The organism is Sinorhizobium alkalisoli, assembly GCF_008932245.1.
In the GTDB taxonomy this organism is placed as follows: domain Bacteria; phylum Pseudomonadota; class Alphaproteobacteria; order Rhizobiales; family Rhizobiaceae; genus Sinorhizobium; species Sinorhizobium alkalisoli.
Map to the genome: position 1 here is coordinate 471784 of NZ_CP034909.1, position 16979 is coordinate 488762.

At 61.9% G+C, this 16979-nt stretch carries 13 protein-coding genes and 1 riboswitch; of the genes, 5 read left to right on the forward strand and 8 right to left on the reverse strand.

All coding sequences use genetic code 11. The annotated features are described in order from the left end of the window. Window positions 1-84 precede the first annotated feature (84 nt). From purD to EKH55_RS02265, 3 genes are all read right to left on the reverse strand, one after another. A complete protein-coding gene (gene purD / locus EKH55_RS02255) occupies window positions 85-1356 on the reverse strand; it encodes a phosphoribosylamine--glycine ligase (RefSeq protein ID WP_151610905.1) in 1272 nt (423 codons plus the stop codon). Window positions 1357-1462: 106 nt separating this feature from the next. Next, on the reverse strand, window positions 1463-3841 hold the full coding sequence (locus tag EKH55_RS02260; protein ID WP_069460363.1) for a putative bifunctional diguanylate cyclase/phosphodiesterase: 2379 nt from the start codon (window positions 3839-3841) through the stop codon (window positions 1463-1465). Next, a complete protein-coding gene (locus EKH55_RS02265; protein ID WP_151610906.1) occupies window positions 3838-4878 on the reverse strand; it encodes a polyamine ABC transporter substrate-binding protein in 1041 nt (346 codons plus the stop codon). The genes EKH55_RS02260 and EKH55_RS02265 overlap by 4 nt, the downstream gene beginning before the upstream one ends. A 166-nt stretch (window positions 4879-5044) precedes the next feature. On the opposite strand from EKH55_RS02265, the gene ubiA reads away from it, so the two are divergent. Continuing rightward, window positions 5045-6004 carry a 4-hydroxybenzoate octaprenyltransferase gene (gene ubiA, locus EKH55_RS02270; RefSeq protein WP_069460364.1) on the forward strand — a complete coding sequence of 320 codons (960 nt, stop codon included), beginning with the start codon at window positions 5045-5047 and terminating at the stop codon, window positions 6002-6004. Window positions 6005-6331: 327 nt separating this feature from the next. Here ubiA and EKH55_RS02275 read toward each other — a convergent pair whose 3' ends face one another. Beyond that, window positions 6332-6898: a DUF6101 family protein gene (locus tag EKH55_RS02275; RefSeq protein ID WP_083265436.1), complete on the reverse strand. Its 567-nt coding sequence runs from the start codon at window positions 6896-6898 to the stop codon at window positions 6332-6334. Between the two features lie 315 nt (window positions 6899-7213). Between EKH55_RS02275 and EKH55_RS02280 the strand changes: the two genes are divergently transcribed. Continuing rightward, a complete protein-coding gene (locus EKH55_RS02280; protein ID WP_151610907.1) occupies window positions 7214-9520 on the forward strand; it encodes a DUF1217 domain-containing protein in 2307 nt (768 codons plus the stop codon). Between the two features lie 18 nt (window positions 9521-9538). Here EKH55_RS02280 and EKH55_RS02285 read toward each other — a convergent pair whose 3' ends face one another. The 3 genes from EKH55_RS02285 to EKH55_RS02295 all read right to left on the reverse strand — a co-directional run bounded on the left by EKH55_RS02285 (window position 9539) and on the right by EKH55_RS02295 (window position 12648). Next, window positions 9539-10972: an FAD-binding oxidoreductase gene (locus EKH55_RS02285; RefSeq protein ID WP_151610908.1), complete on the reverse strand. Its 1434-nt coding sequence runs from the start codon at window positions 10970-10972 to the stop codon at window positions 9539-9541. 16 nt (window positions 10973-10988) lie between these two features. Beyond that, window positions 10989-11963: an L-threonylcarbamoyladenylate synthase gene (locus EKH55_RS02290; protein WP_069460368.1), complete on the reverse strand. Its 975-nt coding sequence runs from the start codon at window positions 11961-11963 to the stop codon at window positions 10989-10991. 88 nt (window positions 11964-12051) lie between these two features. Further along, window positions 12052-12648 (reverse strand): DUF6656 family protein, encoded by a 597-nt coding sequence (locus EKH55_RS02295; protein ID WP_069460369.1) that lies wholly within the window; start codon window positions 12646-12648, stop codon window positions 12052-12054. A gap of 318 nt (window positions 12649-12966) precedes the next feature. After that, window positions 12967-13166, forward strand: a riboswitch (cobalamin riboswitch). Here EKH55_RS02295 and EKH55_RS29285 point away from each other — a divergent pair. The 3 genes from EKH55_RS29285 to EKH55_RS02305 all read left to right on the forward strand — a co-directional run bounded on the left by EKH55_RS29285 (window position 13150) and on the right by EKH55_RS02305 (window position 15669). Beyond that, window positions 13150-13299 carry a hypothetical protein gene (locus EKH55_RS29285; protein ID WP_165614743.1) on the forward strand — a complete coding sequence of 50 codons (150 nt, stop codon included), beginning with the start codon at window positions 13150-13152 and terminating at the stop codon, window positions 13297-13299. It overlaps the preceding riboswitch by 17 nt. 32 nt (window positions 13300-13331) lie before the next feature. Beyond that, entirely contained in the window at window positions 13332-14576 is a 1245-nt protein-coding gene (locus EKH55_RS02300; RefSeq protein WP_151610909.1) for an aromatic ring-hydroxylating oxygenase subunit alpha, read from the forward strand. A 1-nt stretch (window position 14577) separates the two neighbouring features. Further along, window positions 14578-15669, forward strand: coding sequence for an FAD-binding oxidoreductase (locus EKH55_RS02305; protein ID WP_151610910.1), 1092 nt, complete (start codon window positions 14578-14580; stop codon window positions 15667-15669). Window positions 15670-15745: 76 nt separating this feature from the next. On the opposite strand, the gene EKH55_RS02310 is transcribed toward EKH55_RS02305, so the two are convergent. Next, complete coding sequence (locus EKH55_RS02310; protein ID WP_192803735.1) at window positions 15746-16822, reverse strand: glycoside hydrolase family 25 protein; 1077 nt, start codon at window positions 16820-16822, stop codon at window positions 15746-15748. Window positions 16823-16979: the final 157 nt, after the last annotated feature.

The window sequence follows — 16979 nt, forward strand, 5'->3', positions numbered from 1 at the left end:
GTTCGGGGGAGAATATGAGCTTTCCCTTACCTTCTCGTCAGGAGAATTGGTAAAAATTGAATGATGCGGCCGAAATTCCGCCGTTCACGTCGTCTCGCGTTCGACCGCGCGCCAACCGATGTCGGCACGACAGAAGCCATTCTCCCACGAAACGCCCTTCAGCGCGGCGTAGGCGGCATTCTTGGCTTCGCCGACGGTCCGCCCCATGGCCGTGACATTCAGGACCCGGCCGCCGGTGGCGACCAGCCGCCCGTCCTGCATCGCTGTTCCGGCATGAAACACCTTGGTCCTGGCAGACGCCTCCGGCAGCGAGTCGATCGGCGTGTTTTTCTCGTAGGTTCCGGGATAGCCGCGTGAGGCAATGACGACCGTCAGCGCCGCCTCATCGCGCCATTCGGCCTTCAGGCCGTCGAGCGCGCCCGTTGCTGCTGCGTAGAGCAGCGGCAGGAGGTCGCTCGTCAGGCGCATCATCAGGACCTGGCATTCCGGATCGCCGAAGCGGACATTGTATTCGATGAGTTCCGGTCCCTTCTCGGTGATCATCAGGCCGGCGAAGAAGACGCCGGTGAACGGGTGCCCGCTCTCGGCCATGCCGCGCACCGTCGGCTCGATGATCTCCTTCATCGTCCGTTCGACCATTTCCTGAGTCATTACCGGGGCCGGCGAATAGGCACCCATCCCGCCGGTGTTCGGTCCCGTATCGCCGTCGCCAACGCGCTTGTGATCCTGCGCAGAGCCGAGTGGCAGCACCGTCTCGCCGTCGCAGAGGCAAAAAAAGCTTGCCTCTTCGCCGTCGAGATAGGCTTCGACCACCACTTCCGCACCGGCAGACCCGAAGGCACCCGCAAAGCAGTCGTCGATGGCGGCAAGCGCCTCCTCGAGCGTCATCGCGACGGTCACGCCCTTGCCGGCGGCAAGCCCGTCGGCCTTGATGACGATCGGTGCGCCCTGTTCGCGGATATAGGCCTTGGCCGGTTCGGCTGCGGTGAACCGCTTATAGGCGCCGGTCGGAATTCCGTATCTGGCGCAAAGGTCCTTGGTGAAGCCCTTGGAGCCTTCGAGCTGGGCAGCGGCGGCCGATGGGCCGAATACGGGAATGTTTGCGGCGCGAAGCACGTCTGCAAGGCCGGCGACCAGGGGCGCCTCGGGGCCGACGACGACAAAGTCGATCGCCCGTTCGCGGCAGAAGTCGAGAATGGCCGAATGGTTCTCGGTATCGAGTCCGACGATCGTTGCTTCTTCGGCGATGCCCGGATTGCCCGGCGCGGCATAGAGCGCGGTGAGCTTCGGCGATTGCGCGATCTTCCACGCTAGCGCATGTTCACGTCCGCCCGACCCGATCAGAAGAACCTTCATCGCCAACCCCGCCATCTGCTCGTCGATGCGCTGCGGTTAGGACGGCAAATGGGGCCAGGTCAAGGAAAAAGCGGTGCGGATGTGTGATTCCCGCACTATGCCGTGTTCAAGCCTCGCTCGCCGCGACCGGAAAATCGCGGAAACGTTTGGCGGCGAGGGTCGGTGCATGTCGCGCCGTTCTGGTCAGGCCCCAGATCGCCAGATCATCGAGGGCGAGGGGCTTGCTGATGAGATATCCCTGGAAACGGTCGCAGCCGGCCGCCGTCAGCATTGCGAGCTTTTCCGGTGTGTCGACGCCTTCACCGACCACCGCCATGTCTTTCGCATGGCAAAGCGCCACGACCGCCTTTAATACGGGGAGCGCGTGCGACGCGGTGAGATCCGCAACCAGCGCCCGGTCGAGCTTGATCGTGTCGGCGGCATAGTCGATGATCTGCTGGACGGATGTATAGCCGGCGCCGAAATCATCGATCGAAAGGCGAAAGCCCTTCCGCCGAAGCTCCTCGATGTTTTCCCGCAACTGATCGCTGATTTTGACGGCGAAAGTCTCGGTCAGCTCGATATCGATCGATTGCGGACCGAGCCCGTGGCGCTCCAGGCACTCTGAGAAATAGTCGTTGATCGCGCTCGAATGCAGTTCCGCCGAGGAGATGTTGATCGCCACCACCGTGTCGGGCCCAAAGAACGCCTTCAACTGGTGGCAATCGGCCATGGCTTTGTCGATGACCCACCAGTCGATCTTTGAAAAGAGACCGGAGCTTTCCGCTATCGGCACGAACTCGTCCGGCGTCACATTGCCGAGAACCGGGGAATGCCAGCGCAACAGCGCTTCGCAGCCGGTGACCTGACCTTGGGTGTTCACGATCGGCATGTAGACGAGGTGAAACTGCTCGTTCGGGTCGATGGCGCGCAACTCCTCCTGGATCTGGCGCTGCCTGGTGCGCTTGTCATGAATCGCACGGGAGAACCGGGCAGACCGGTTCTTGCCGCCGGTCTTTGCCTGATACATGGCGGCGTCGGCATTGGATATCAGTTCGGCGACCGTGATTGCGTCACCCGGGCATATGGCGACGCCGATGCTCGCCGTGACCGGATAGCGCTTGTCCGAGACTTCGAAACCGCCATCGAAGAGCGCGAGGATGGCGGAAGACATCTCGCGTACGGTGCCGTCCCCCGGTTGCGAACGGGCAAGCACCGCGAATTCGTCGCCCGAGAGGCGAGCAATGATGGCCGGCGCTTGGCCCCTCCTTCGGCTGATGGTCTCGACGCAGCCGGTGATGCGCGTGGCGAGTGTCTTCAGCAGGTCGTCGCCGACTTCGTGGCCATATTTGTCGTTGACGAACTTGAAGTTGTCGATGTCGATGAACAGCAGGCTGCACTTGCCGCCGGAGGTCAGGACGTCATCGACGACGCCGGCGGCAAGCGTATTGAAGCGGCCGCGATTGGCGATTCCTGTGAGCGTATCGGTCCAGGACTTCTGCTGCGCGAGCCGCAGCGAATTGAGGGACTGGCGGTGAAGCTCGCGGATGTTCTGCGTCAGGCGCCCGATTTCGCCCACGGTGCCCGCACCTGCGATTTCGTCGTGCTCGCCGGTCATGACCGCCGTCACATTGGCATCGAGCCTTGCGATCGGACCGGTGATGAAGCGCCTGATCAGGAGGACGATCAGGCAGATGGATATCAGGCTCATGGCAAGCGCGCCGAAGGCAAGCTGCATCTTCTGCTGCAGCATCTGCGCGTCGAAGTGAGAGTCCGGCACGGCGATCGTCGCGTATAGCTGTGGTCCGAGAGGCACACTCGCCGAAAGCGCGTCCGTGACGGCGAGCGGCCATGGCTGGAGGACGATGTCGGCGCCATACTCCTTCTTCAGGGCGGCCTGCATCTGCAGAAAGCGATCGGGCAGTATGGCTATCTGCATCAGCAGCGCGTTTGATTTGTTGCTCGGCATCGGGCGGCGGAAGGTGACCGGATCGACGAAGAGGGAGTAAACGATCCGCGGCCGCTCGCCAGTGGGCTCGAGATAGGTCAGGTCGCTCAGCCGCTTGCTGGCAACCAACTTTCTTGCAAGAGCACTTTGGGGCCTGTCGATCTGGGCAAAGGGATCCCAGCTGTTTTCAAAATAGTATCGGACTTCTCCCTGCGCATCGAGGATAGCGAATGAGAGATACGCGATCGGATCGTCCGACAGTGATCTTATGCTCTCCTGCAGGCGCACGCCGAGCGCGGCTACGCGGTAGCGCTCGTCCGTCTCTGCCACGTACTGGCGTAGCGCATTGCCGTTCAGCAGCGCATTGAGAAAACCTTCGCTGCGCTGGATTTCGTTCTGGAAGACGGCGGCTGCGTGTTCCAGGCGCTGCGAAAGCTTCGCCTGTTCCAATGCGCGAATTGATCGCTTTTCGGCGTAGTGAGCCGAGAGAGCCGCGAGAAAGTAGCCGGCAAGCACTACGGGAAAGATCAGAAAGAGCGCGCGCTTGCTGAGTGTCACTGGAAGTTTGCCAATGTGCTGATGATGCGCCGGCGCGCCTGGACGGAATTGACCGAAAGTTCTTGCTGGTACTGACTTCTCGTCAGCACCTCCTCCGGCGGGTAGATTTCCGGATTGGAGCGTACGGACTCAGGCAGGAGCTTCTGTGCTGCACTGCTCGGGGTAGGCATGTTCAGCGACAGCGCATTGGCGGCTGCGACCTCGGGCGAGCCGACATATCTGAGGAACTCCAGAGCCCGTTGCTTGTGGGGAGAGGCGGCGGTAACCGAAACGCAGTCGAGCCAGGAGAGCGTTCCTTCTAAGGGAACGGCGTAGCGCCACAGACCGGACTTGCCGATCTTCTCGTTGAGGACGTGCTGATCGCCGCTGTAGCCGAGCGCCATATGGATATCTTGGCCGATTGTGGGGCTCTGAATGGCGGTGATGACATAGTCGTAGGTCAGAACGGACGGCGCCTGGGCCTTCAGTAATTCGAAGGCGGCCTTCAGGGTCTCGGTGTCGTTGGCATTGATGGAAGCGCCGAGCAGTACCAGCGGCGGCACGAAGAGTTCGCTATAGTCGTCGAACATCGCGACGTGCTTCTTGAGGGCGGGCGCCGGACGCATCATGTCCTGCCAGGACGTAGGCGGCGGCTCGATGACGTCGGCACGATAGAGAATCCCGACCGTGCCCCACAGATAGGGAAGGCCATAGCCTGCGCAGCGCTTGCGCCACTCGGGCGCATAGTCCGCGAGCGCCGGCAGATTGCTGTCGGAGAGGGGTTCGAGGACACCCTTCTTGCCGAAGAGCGAAGCGCCATGCTCATCGACCGTGACCAGGTCGATGTGATTGGTCGGGTCGGCGAGGATCACGTCGCGGGCGTCGTCGCTGTCGAAATTGATCTGGTGAATCGAAACGCCGGTCTCCTGCGTCCAGCGATCGATGAGGTCCTGGTCAATATAGTCTTCCCAGATCAAAAGGTTCAGTGTCTCGGCATGGCACGCGGACGCGCCGACAAGCGCTGCCAGTAACACGGAAATTGCGGCACGCCCTTTCATCCTCAGCCCCCGCTCGATGCCCATGGGCCGATTTTATGGGGGAATAATTGAGGAATACTTACGGAAAGGCACCGTCGCGGCAGTCGGAAAGTCGCGGGACTTCACCTTGCCTTCATCGCCGCGTCAAGCGCTTGACCGCCGGCCTTTGCGGCGCCAAACAGAAAGCATGAGCACCTCGCCCGTCGATTCCGGCCGCGTGCATGACGCGCCATCCACCAATTGGGTCTATCGTGCGCTGCCGCGCGCGCTCTGGCCCTATGCACAACTTGCCCGCTGGGACAGACCGATCGGCTGGCAATTGCTGATGTGGCCATGCCTCTGGTCCACGGCTCTGGCCGCCGGCACGGCCGCGAGCCTCGGCGGCTTTTCTCCGGCCCGCTTCCTTCTCCATGTTTTTCTTTTCGTCGCCGGGGCAATCGCCATGCGTGGCGCCGGCTGCACTTATAACGATCTCGTCGACCATGATATCGACATGGAGGTGGCGCGCACGCGCTCGCGCCCGCTGCCGTCCGGCCGCGTCACGCGCGCCCAGGCCAAGGCCTTCATGATCCTGCAGGCGCTGGCGGGCTTCGTCATCCTGCTGCAGTTCAATGGCTTCACCATCTTCCTGGGCATTCTCTCGCTGGTGCTGGTCGCCATCTATCCCTTCGCCAAGCGGTTCACGGACTGGCCGCAACTTTTCCTCGGTCTTGCCTTCTCATGGGGAGCGATCATGGGCTGGGCGGCGGAATTCGGTACCCTCTCGGTTGCGGCCGTGATCCTCTACGCGGCGGCCATCGCCTGGACCATCGGCTACGACACGATATACGCCTATCAGGACCGCGAGGATGACGAACTGATAGGCGTCCGCTCCACGGCGCGCCGCTTCGGCGAGAACCCAGGGCCGTGGCTGATCGGGCTCTATGGAATGGCCGTCCTCCTGATGTTCTTCGCGTTTCTCGCAGCGGGCGCCGGCTTTTTCGCCTATATTGGGCTTGTGATTGCGGCGGTCGTACTCGCCTATCAGATCCTGGTGCTGAATATCCACGATCCGCTGCAATGCCTGGCGCTGTTCAAATTCAACGGCACAGTCGGCCTCATCGTATTCGCGGGGCTGGTTCTGGCGCTTCTCGTGCGCCTTTTATGAAGAAGCCTCCGGGTTCACCGGATGCGATTCAAGCCCAACTCAATTCAGTATCGGCCCGCCGCCGCCTTTCAGCGAGTCGAGCGCGGATGATGGCGCGGATAGCGGCGAAAGTAGTCAGCAGCGGTCTGCGCATCGGCGTCTCCTTCTTCTATGTCCTGCCGCGGCTTATGACAAGAAGAACGCATTTGCGCTGTTTCGCGGGTAACACTCTGCTCTTGAGGATCGCGCGGCGGTCTGCCGGCGTCGCGAGGCCCATGCAAGAGAGCCGACCATTTGTTGATGGCCGGCTCCCATTACGAGAAGGGATTTGTAAGGGGACTTGTCAGGTCAGCGACGGGCGATGATTTCGCGGCCGTTGATCTTCATGTGCACGCCAAGCTGCCCGGTGGAGCGGCGCACGAGGAAGCGAGGTCGGCGCTCGGCGAAGAAGGCGTGGCGCCGGCGCGGTTTCGCCGGTGCGGTGCGCACGTCGCCGAGATGTTCCTCGAGGGATCGTGCCACCCCGTCCGCCTCGATCATCAGCATCGGGATTCGATAGGCCTCCGCCCAGGCACGCCAATCGGCTGCAATGTCGGACAGATCATGGGCCACGAGCAGCGGGATGCAAAGATCCGGATCGTCGTGATGGAGCTCTAGCGTCACTGTAACCTCTCCGTTCCCGTGGTCGATGGCCCGCGCCGCCACGCCCCTGAAGGCCCGGGCGGGCAAAGCGATTGAAAGCGGAAGTCCGCTGGATGGTAACACCTTGCGCAGCACAGCGCCACGCTGGTCGAGGCTGATGCTGACATTGCCCACATCGCCATGCAAGATATAGCTTGCCTGCTGCGGGAAACGCTTCGGATCGAGTCGCAGCGTGTTTTCAACCCACGCCGGTTGAGAGAGTGTATTGCCCATTTCCATCGCCCTTGTTTTCCTTGAGAGCCGGGATGCCGGTCTTCTCGTCGGGACTTTTCGTCCTCTATGGGCGGGAGGATAGGCGCGGCCGCTTCCGCGCGGCTTAAGAATTGCGGTTAAAAAAACTTTGCGTTGCCCGATGGTTAGCAAAAGCCGAGCCTGCAGGGTTTCTCCTTCGTAAACGGAAACTACGGCATTTTTTGCGTCAGCGCCGCAATGGGCCGAACAGCTTCGCGCAAGGGTGTCGCGTCACCTTGAGGCCGTTTGATGATCGGAGACGGGCGCGCGTCGGCCGTCTGGTGGAGCGGCCCTCGCATGGTTTCGACTTATCTCGACTATAATCTCATTGCGCGGGACATGACGCTCAGCCTCAAGCGTGTTTCGGAGCAAACCCTCGTCGCCCGCGATACGCAATACTTCAAAGAAAACATCGGCAATGTGACTTCGGTCGATGAGTTCCTGGACGATTTTCGTCTCTATTCTTACGCAATGGCGGCGTTTGGGCTGGGGGAGATGATCGATTCGGTCGCCTTCATGCGCAAGGTGCTGGAAAGTGACCTCTCCGACGAAAACAGTTTCGCCAACAAGCTGACGGATGAGCGCTATCGTGAATTCGCAATGGCGTACAGCTTCAGCAGCGGGACCGCCGTCTCGCAGACCGAGGCGCAACTCGACGAACTCATCGGATTGTACAACACGAGCATCGCCAATCTCGGGGAGACCCAGAAGGAGGAGACCCGCTACTACAACGTCATGATCGACAAGGTCACCAGCGTCGATCAGTTGTTGAACAACGACCGCCTGCGCGCCTACGTGTTCACCGCCTTCGGGATCGATGAGAGCACCTATTCGCGACAGACGATTCGTGGCGTGCTTTCCAGCAGTGCGGACGATGCGGACAGCTACGAGAATACCGTGATTGCGCCCCAGCTCTCCAGCCTCGAAACGGCGAAGGCAGAGGCGCAGGCGGAACTTTCGGCGGGGGGGCTTACCGACGACGAGCGAGTACGGCTCCAGCGTAAGATAACGACCTACACGAATTCCATCGCCACGCTTAACAACTACCTCGACCTCGCTGCGGCTTTCGATTTTGGCTCTGACGGAGCCGCGACGGCAGGCGCCGCGCAGACGGCCGAAAACAAGCTCGCCACCAACGATCTCTATATTTCCAGCAACTCCCGCGTCACGCCGCAGGCGGCCCTTTTGAACAAGGCCTATTTCGAGGAGCAGATCGCCAGCATCACGACCGTCGATGAGCTCGTCGCCGATGCGCGCCTTTACAACTACATCAGAACGGCCTTCGACCTTACCGGCGTCACGATCGTTCCTGCGACCATCAAAAACATTCTCACGAGCGATCCGGATGATCCGGATAGTTACGTCAACACGATCGGCGGCGGCGACGAGAACTACATAGCACTCGCCAAGGCCTTCAATTTCCAGGAGGACGGGACACTCGCTGCCGGGGACACGGCCCAGGCTGCGGCACAAACGAGCCTTACCTCCAATCGCTACATGACGCGATATAACGACAAGGATGAGGAGGCGGACGAGAAGGCGATCAGCGCTTACGAGATCGCCGTTTCCGACCTGACCTCCGTCGACGACTTCGTCGGCACCGCTTCAATCTACGAATTCGCGCTGACAGCAGTCGGGCTGGATCCCGATGCCGAAAGCGCGCGGACGATCAAGCGGGTGCTGACCAGCGACCTGACCGATCCGAAAAGTTTCGTTTATACGCTCAAGGACGAGCGCTACCTGACGCTTGCCCAACTGTTCAACTTTACGACAGAGGGTGAAATCGGCGTTCCTGCACTCGCCCAATCCGAGACGCAAATCCAGGAGACCGCGAAGAGCTACATCGTCAACAAGTCCCGTTTTGGATCGGAGGACGACAAGGCGGCGGCAGAGGACGAGAGCGATTATTACACGGCCGAGGTTCCCAAGCTTGCCTCGCTCGATGAATTCCTGGCGGATTCCCGTCTGGTGAGCTTCGCGCTCGAAGCCAATGGGATCAACCCGGAAAGCGTGAGCCCCGACGTGCTTCGCCAGATCTTCACTTCCGATCTCGACGACCCGGAAAGCGTCATCAATCAGCAGGAAAATTCCGCCGCCTATGTCTCGCTGGTGACCTCCTTCAACTTCGACAGCGAAGGAAACCTGCTGCGCGAGCAGAAGGACGCCATTGTCACCCGCCAGGGATTCTACGAAACGCTCGACCATTATCTGCACCAGATGCTGGAGGAGCAGGCGGGCGAGGAAAACGAGGGCGTCCGCCTTGCGCTGTATTTCGAACGGATGGCGGGGTCATTGGTCGACGCCTATGACCTGCTGGCCGATGATGCGCTGGCCGAGGTGTTCCGGACTATTTTCAGCCTGCCAGACGAGTTCAGTTCCATGGACATCGACCAGCAGGCGAAGTTCGTCGACAAGAATCTCGATCTCGAAATACTGAGCGACACGGTTGAGCTCAAGAAGCTTCTCGCACGATTTGCCGTGCTCTACGATCTGGAGAATAACACGGCAGTCGATCCGGTCGTGTCGATCCTATCGAGCAGCGGCACCGTCGGGATCAGTGCCGATACGCTTCTTACGTTGTCGCAGCTTCGGGTGGGTGGTTAGGCGCAAGGCGCGCCCGGCTCAATCGGCCCGCAGCACCTTGTCAGGGTTCATGATTCCGGCCGGATCGAAAGCATGTTTGATCCGACGCATCAGCTCGATCTCGATCGGGGAGCGGACCGCGGCGAGTTCGTCGCGCTTCAGCTGGCCGATGCCGTGTTCGGCCGAAATCGAGCCGTCATATTTCAGCACTACGGCATGCACGATTGCGTTCATCTCGCGCCAGCGGGCGAGAAAGGCCGACTTGTCCGCGCCGACCGGCTGGGAGATGTTGTAGTGGATGTTGCCGTCGCCCATATGGCCGAAGGCGCAGATGCGCGCGCCGGGTATTGCCTTCAGGACGGCCGCGTCGGCCTCCGCCATGAAGGCTGGGATGCTCGATACCGGCACGGAAACGTCATGCTTGATCGAGCCGCCTTCGGGCTTCTGCGCCGGCGATATGCTCTCGCGCATGTGCCATAGCGCCTCGCTCTGCGCTTCGCTTTGGGCGACGACGGCATTCTCGATGAGCCCGTCCCTGATGCCGGCTTCCAGCAGGCTCTGCACCATCCGATCTGCGCTTTCGGCGGAATCGAAGGTGGAGACGTCGACCAGCGCATACCAGGAGTGGATTGAGTCCAACGGGTCCCGCACGCCTGGTATATGGCGCGTGGTGAATTCTATGCCGAGCCTCGGCATCAGTTCGAAGCCGGTGAGCGCAGGACCGCAGAGGCTTGATGCCAGGTCGAAAAGCGCAAGCGCATTCTCGACGCTCGCCAGTCCGGCAAAAGCCACCTGTCGGCCGCGCGGCTTCGGAAAAAGCCTCAGGACGGCGCCGGTGATCACGCCGAGCGTTCCTTCCGCGCCGATGAAGAGGTCGCGCAGGTCGTAGCCCGTATTGTCCTTCTTGAGCCGTCGCAGACCCTCCCACACCTCGCCGGTCGGAAGCACCACCTCGAGTCCGAGGCAAAGCTGGCGCATATTGCCGTAGGCGAGCACCGCCGTGCCACCGGCATTGGTGGAGAGATTGCCGCCGATCCGTGCCGAGCCCTCTGACCCGAGCGAAAGGGGAAAGAGCCGATCGACGTCGTCGGCGGCCCCCTGGATATCCGCAAGGATGCAGCCTGCGTCGGCGACGATGACATTGCCCACCGGATCGATCTCGCGGATCCGGTTCAACCGTTCGAGTGAAAGAATGACGTCCGCCTTGCCTTCGCGCGGAACGCCGCCCGCGACATGTCCCGTATTGCCGCCCTGCGGCACGATCGCCGTCAGGGTGTCAGTTGCGAGTCGCAGGATGCGCGACACCTCGTCGACGGAACCGGGCTTCAGCACGAGCGGCGTGGTGCCGCGATAGAGCCCGCGCGATTCGACCAGATAGGGCGCAATCTCGCCGGCACCCGTCACGGCATAGTCGGCGCCGACGATGTCGATGAAGGAGGCGATCAGTTCGGGAGAAGGTATTACGCTCGTCATGACCCTACCTTGACGGTCAATCCCTCGGCGCGGCCGCCCGCTGCAGGCGGTCGATGATGGCTTCGCCTAAGCCTTCATTCGGGACTGTTCCGAAGGCGATGGTGCGGGCACCGCTCGCATCCGCCTTCTTCATATAATCGAAAAGATTGGCGGCCGCCTCGCGGAGATTGCCGCCCGGGCTCAGGTCGAGCACCATAGCCGCCTCGCTCTCGCCGGGGAGCGGGCTGCCGCCGAAACGAATGAGCGCTTCTCCCTTGCGAACGTCCGTTGCATCGAGCCGCACCACGGCGCCCGGTGCATAATGCGAGGTCAGCATGCCCGGCGCCTCGATCGTCGCACCTGCGGTTTCGGGGCGCTCCACCACGAGGCCGGTCAGCGCCTCGACCTCCGCGGCATCGAGCCCGCCCGGCCGCAGCAGCCGGAGCGTCTCGCCTTCGACCTTGATGATCGTCGACTCCAGGCCGATCTCGGCCGGGCCCGCATCGAGGATCAGTTTCAGCTTCGATCCGAGATCCGCCTGCACGTGGGCCGCGCTGGTCGGGCTGATCCTGCCCGAGGTGTTGGCGCTCGGCGCCGCCAGCGGCCGCCCGAACTGCGCGATCACGCGGCGCGAGAAGCCCTCGGGCATGCGCAGGCCGAGCGTGTCGAGACCTGCGGAAGCGAGCGCATGCACGCTCCTTTCCGACCGCTGCGGCAGGATCAGCGTCAGCGGACCTGGCCAGAAGGCTTCCGCCAGTTGCCGCGAAACTGCATCGAAGGCCACATGCTCCTCAGCCATCGCCAGGTCCGAGACGTGGCAGATGAGCGGATTGAAACGGGGCCGGCCCTTGATCTCATAGATCCGGCCGATCGCCTCTGCATTCGTCGCATCCGCCGCGAGGCCGTAGACAGTCTCTGTCGGGATCGCGACCGGTTCGCCGGCGGAAAGCACCGCGCAGGCCGTGTCGATCGCCCGGTCGGGTTCGCTGCGCGTATCGATGATTTCGGCCATGGCGTTCGCCTTCCTTTCCGCGGTTTCCTTAGCGGACCTGCCGGGAAAACAGAACGATTTTCTTTGCCGCTGGGCTCGGCGCGTTACACTAGATGCCGCGGATGATCCTTCGCAGCGCCTCCTCGCGTGCGCCAAGCATCAGCACGTTCTTGAGCGCCACCTTCGGGTCCTGCGTGCGAAAGATCAGGCCGTCGCCGCGCACATTGCGGTTGACGACCATCCGCCCTCCCTCCGTGCCCGGCTCAATGGCAACGGCGAAATACATGCGCGAATAGCCGGCCTGGATCCGGTCGAAGAAGTGCGCCTCGTCGCCGAGATCTGAAAAGAAATTTGCGAAGTAGAAAGCCCAGGTGACGTCTTTCGATCGAGCAAGCCGGGTCGTGGCGGCCGTCACATGGCAATAGCCAAGGTGCGGGCTCGCGGCGAGCGTCCGGTGGAAGATCATATTCGGGAATTTGATCGAGGCGTGAAAGCTGTTGATCCGCTTGTGAGTCGCTTCTCCCGCCGCCGTCAGCTTGCGCCCGGTTTTCTCCGCCACCTCCTCGTAGCTCAGATAGCGCCGCTGCTCGGGCGTTTGGCGGCGTCGCTCGATGCGGCCGGTTCGCAGAAACTCGGTGTGGGACGTCGCCTTTGGCACCGGAGCCGACGCCTTCTCTGAGGCGTCGTAATATCTGAGCTTTGCCATCGACCTCTGCGCGCCTTCGCGAGAATGCGGTTGAACTACCGGTGGACGCTAAACCATCAGGGTTAACAGAGTATTTTTCGTACTTCTGCGCGAGGCGCGTGCACCGGTGCCGTCGCAATCAGTCGCAATCTGGATGGTCGCTTTCGCACTTGGGATGGCGTTGCCGAAAAAATTACCCATTGCTCAACATTTCCTTTATCGTTTTGTTTCTATTAGTGAAAATCGACGCGACCCTCACCGCCGTCCCGCCGTAAGATTGCTGTCGTCTTTCCAGAATGGAATGTCGTTTATCGGCACTTGTGCGGGCTGCGAGACCGCTTAGATGGGGACACTCGAGGTGCCGCCCTGAAGCGGGCGGAGAATTGGGAAGCCGGTCAAATCCCGGTGCTGCCCCCGCAACGGTGGTGGAGTGAAGCCACGGCGAAGGCCACTGGACGGGAATGTCCGGGAAGGCGCCGGGCGGGTCCTTGGCGGGACGGCTCCAGAGCCCGGAAACCAGCCTTGAGCACATCGACCGTAACGGGTTGCGGCGGGCAGCCGGACGGAGCCATGGCGCGCGGCCTGTTGCCGCGGGGGTTCCTGTCCTGCCTCTCCGAACTAGAGCGAGATGAGGAAAAGAGTGCGCGGTTTTCCGCCCGCATCTCGCTCTAACTCTTTTGATCTGGGCGAACGAGGACATGGGCATGGACATTCAGAGCGAAATGCTGCGCAAGCTGGAGACCCGTCGCGAAGGCTACAGCCTCGACCGGGACTTCTATATCGATCCCGACTATTATCGTCACGACTTGGAAAACATCTGGTACAAGGATTGGCTCTTCATCGGCCACGATTGCGAAATCCCGCGGGCCGGCAACTACTTCACGGTGCAGGTCGGCGATTATCCGATCGTCATCGTTCGCGACCGGCAGGGAACAATCCGGGCGCTGCATAATTCGTGCCGCCATCGCGGCTCGCGCGTCTGCACCCAGCACAAGGGCTCTTCGGCAAAGCTCGTTTGCCCCTATCATCAATGGACCTACGAATTGGACGGCAAGCTGCTCTTCGCGCGGCAGATGCCGGACGGGTTCGATCCGGCGGCGCACAGCCTGAAGCCGGTGCATTGCGAGGCTGTCGGCGGCTACATCTTCATCAGCCTCGCCGACGAGCCGATGGAGTTCCAGCCGTTCCGCGACATGGTTTCCGGCTATCTCGCGCCGCATCGTCTCGGCGAGACCAAGGTCGCCTTCGAAAGCACGATCATCGAGAAGGGCAATTGGAAGCTCGTCTGGGAGAACAATCGCGAGTGCTACCATTGCGCGGCCAATCATCCCGAGCTCTGCCGCACCTATCCCGAAGCGCCGACGGTGACGGGGGTGCATGGCGCGATGAACGATCCGGAGATCAACGCCCATTGGCAGAAATGCGAGGCGGCCGGCCTGCCGAGCGCATTCAGGATCGGGTCGACCGGTCAGTTCCGCATGACGCGCATGCCGCTGATCAACGGCGCCGAGAGCTACACCATGTCGGGTCAGAAAGCCGTGGCCAAGCCGCTCTCCTCCGAAGCGATGACCGGCCGCATCGGCACATTGCTGCTCTTTCACTATCCGACGACGTGGAACCATATTCTCGGCGACCATGCGATCACCTTCCGCGTGCTGCCCCTCGGTCCCGAAACGACCCAGGTCACGACCAAGTGGCTCGTCAACAAGGACGCGGTCGAAGGCGTCGACTACAAGCTTGACGACCTCATCCATGTCTGGACCGAGACCAACGACCAGGACCGGCAGATCGTCGAGGAGAACGCCTTCGGCATTCGCTCGCCGGCTTACCAGCCGGGACCCTATTCCGTCGAGCACGAGGGCGGCGTGATGCAGTTCGTCGAATGGTACGCGCGCTACATGCTGGAGCGCCTGCAGCGCGGCGCAGCGCCTCTTTCGCGGGTGGCATGACATGGAAATGGCCCGTTCCTTCCATCATTTCGACGAGCTCAGCCCCTGGATCGACCGCCAGCACATGCTCGAATGCATCTCGGTGGTGGCCGAAACCGCGGATGTGATGACCTTCACCTTCCGCTCCGACAGGCCGGCCTGGTTCCGCTACCTGCCCGGGCAGTTCGTAACCCTCGAACTGCCTGTCGGAGAGGAGCCGGTGATGCGCACCTACACGCTCTCGTCCTCACCGTCGCGGCCGCTCTCCGTTTCGATCACCGCCAAGGCACAACGGGACAGCATCGGCACCCGCTGGATGTTCGACAATCTGAAGCCGGGCATGGTGCTGAAGGCGTTCGGGCCGCTCGGCGATTTCAGCTTCGTCCGCCATACGGGTGAAAAATATCTCTTCATCTCCGCCGGCTCGGGCATCACGCCGATGATGTCGATGACGCGCTGGATGGCAGATTGCGCGCCGGATTCCGATGTCACCTTCATTTCCTGCGCGAGGCGCCCGGAGGATCTCCTGTTCAAGCCGGAGCTGGAGATCCTCGCCAGACAGATGCCGCATCTCAATCTCGGCTTCCTAGTCGAGGGGCACGAGGCGCGTCATGGCTGGCACGGGCTGCGCGGCCGTATCGACGCCACGAAGCTGCCGCTGCTGGCTCCGGATTTTCAGGAGCGAACGGTCTTCTGCTGCGGTCCCGAGCCTTTCATGCGCGGTGTCCGGGAGATGCTTCAGTCCGTCGGGTTCCCCATGGCCCGCTACCACCAGGAAAGCTTCCAGCCTGCGGCGGCACCAGCAGCAGAAGAGCTTGCCATCCGCGCCGGTGCGGCGGGCGCCGAGGCGGGGACGTCGAAGGTGATTTTTACCATGAGCGGCAAGGAGGTGGAGGCGATCCCGGGCCACACCATCCTCCAAACCGCGCGTGCCAACGGCGTCAGGATCGGAGCCGCCTGCGAAGGCGGCATCTGCGGCACATGCCGGGTGTTGAAGATCGCCGGCGATGTGGACATGAACCACAATGGCGGCATTCTCGACGACGAGGTCGAGGAGGGCTACATCCTCGCCTGCTGTTCGCGTCCGCGGGGCGACGTCCAGATCGAGGCGTAACCGGACCAACTGTCCTGCTTGGGTCCCACAGCGCCGAGCTCTCAGAGACGCGGCGTGGTGGGCAGCAGCGTGAGCTTCAGCGCCGCTCGGTCCGGTAGGGCATCAGCGCCTCCGCTGCCTTCACGTCGATCGTCCCGGTGACCGTCGTATCAACGGCGGCCTCGACGCCGCTGCCCGAGCCGCTCTCGGCATCGGCACGGCTGATCAGCAGCGGTTGCGACAAGGCGTCGGCTGCTGCGGCGCTGGCGGCCGGTGACAGGCCGATCGTCGCCGACGCGACCACGGTCAGTACCGGCGGCTTTTCCGGAAGGAGGGCCCCATGCGGCCAGATCTTCTTCAGTTTAGCGGCGTTCATCGCAGCCACGTTCACATCGATGTCGTTGCGCGTGCCGGGCACGCGATAGGGACAGCGTTTCTTCCCGCAGTTGTGCGCCGACGAGAATTGCCAGAGCGCGTATTTCTCCCAATTGCCCAGCGGGAAGACCTTGCGGATGTCGGGCTTGTAGCGTGCATACCAGAGCGGCAGGCGGGACAGCAGCCGATGCTTAAAGCGATTGTCGGCAATGTATTTCGCCGTGACGTGGTTGGTATATAGAATGGGATAGCGACCGGTACGTGACTTGATGTGCCCGGCAAAAATCGCGGCGTCTTCGAGGGACATGAATTGCACGGGATCCATGCCTTCGATATCGAGCACCATCAATTCGTCCTCGCGCGGATCGGCGTAGTCGAGGAAGTGATTGGCCTGGTCGACGGGATTGCCCGGCCGGGCCAGATGATAGGCGCCCCAGAGCAGGCCTTGGGAGCGGGCAATCATACGCCGCGTCTGGTATAGCTCGCGGCTGACCGCATATTTCCGCCACATCGTCTTGCAATGGGCGACCGTGTCGCCGCCGTGATCGCCGGCGCAACTGAAGCTTTCGGGCAGCCCGTCCGAGGCCTTGGCAATGAACCCGGCGATGCGCCTGTCCTTCAGCATCGCCTCCCAATCGATGCTGTTCAATTCATAGGCATCGACGATGATGGCGTTCTGCGATTGCTTCCAGGGCTCTATATTGGCGGCGCATGCCGTCGCCGTCGCCGCGAAGGTCAGGCCCACGAGGGCCGCCAGGCGCAAGATCGTTCCCGAGATCGAGAGTCCCCGCTTTTCCATTCTCTGAGATTGCCGACTTAGAGTTAAGAGGTCGTAAATCCCAGCCCCGCCGGCATCCTGCGCGAGACGGACGGGCCTGTACACCGACCGCCGGCCGCAATTGTCGGTCCGACTCGGCTCATGATTGTGTGTAACCGTTGCAGATCGCCGCCACTTC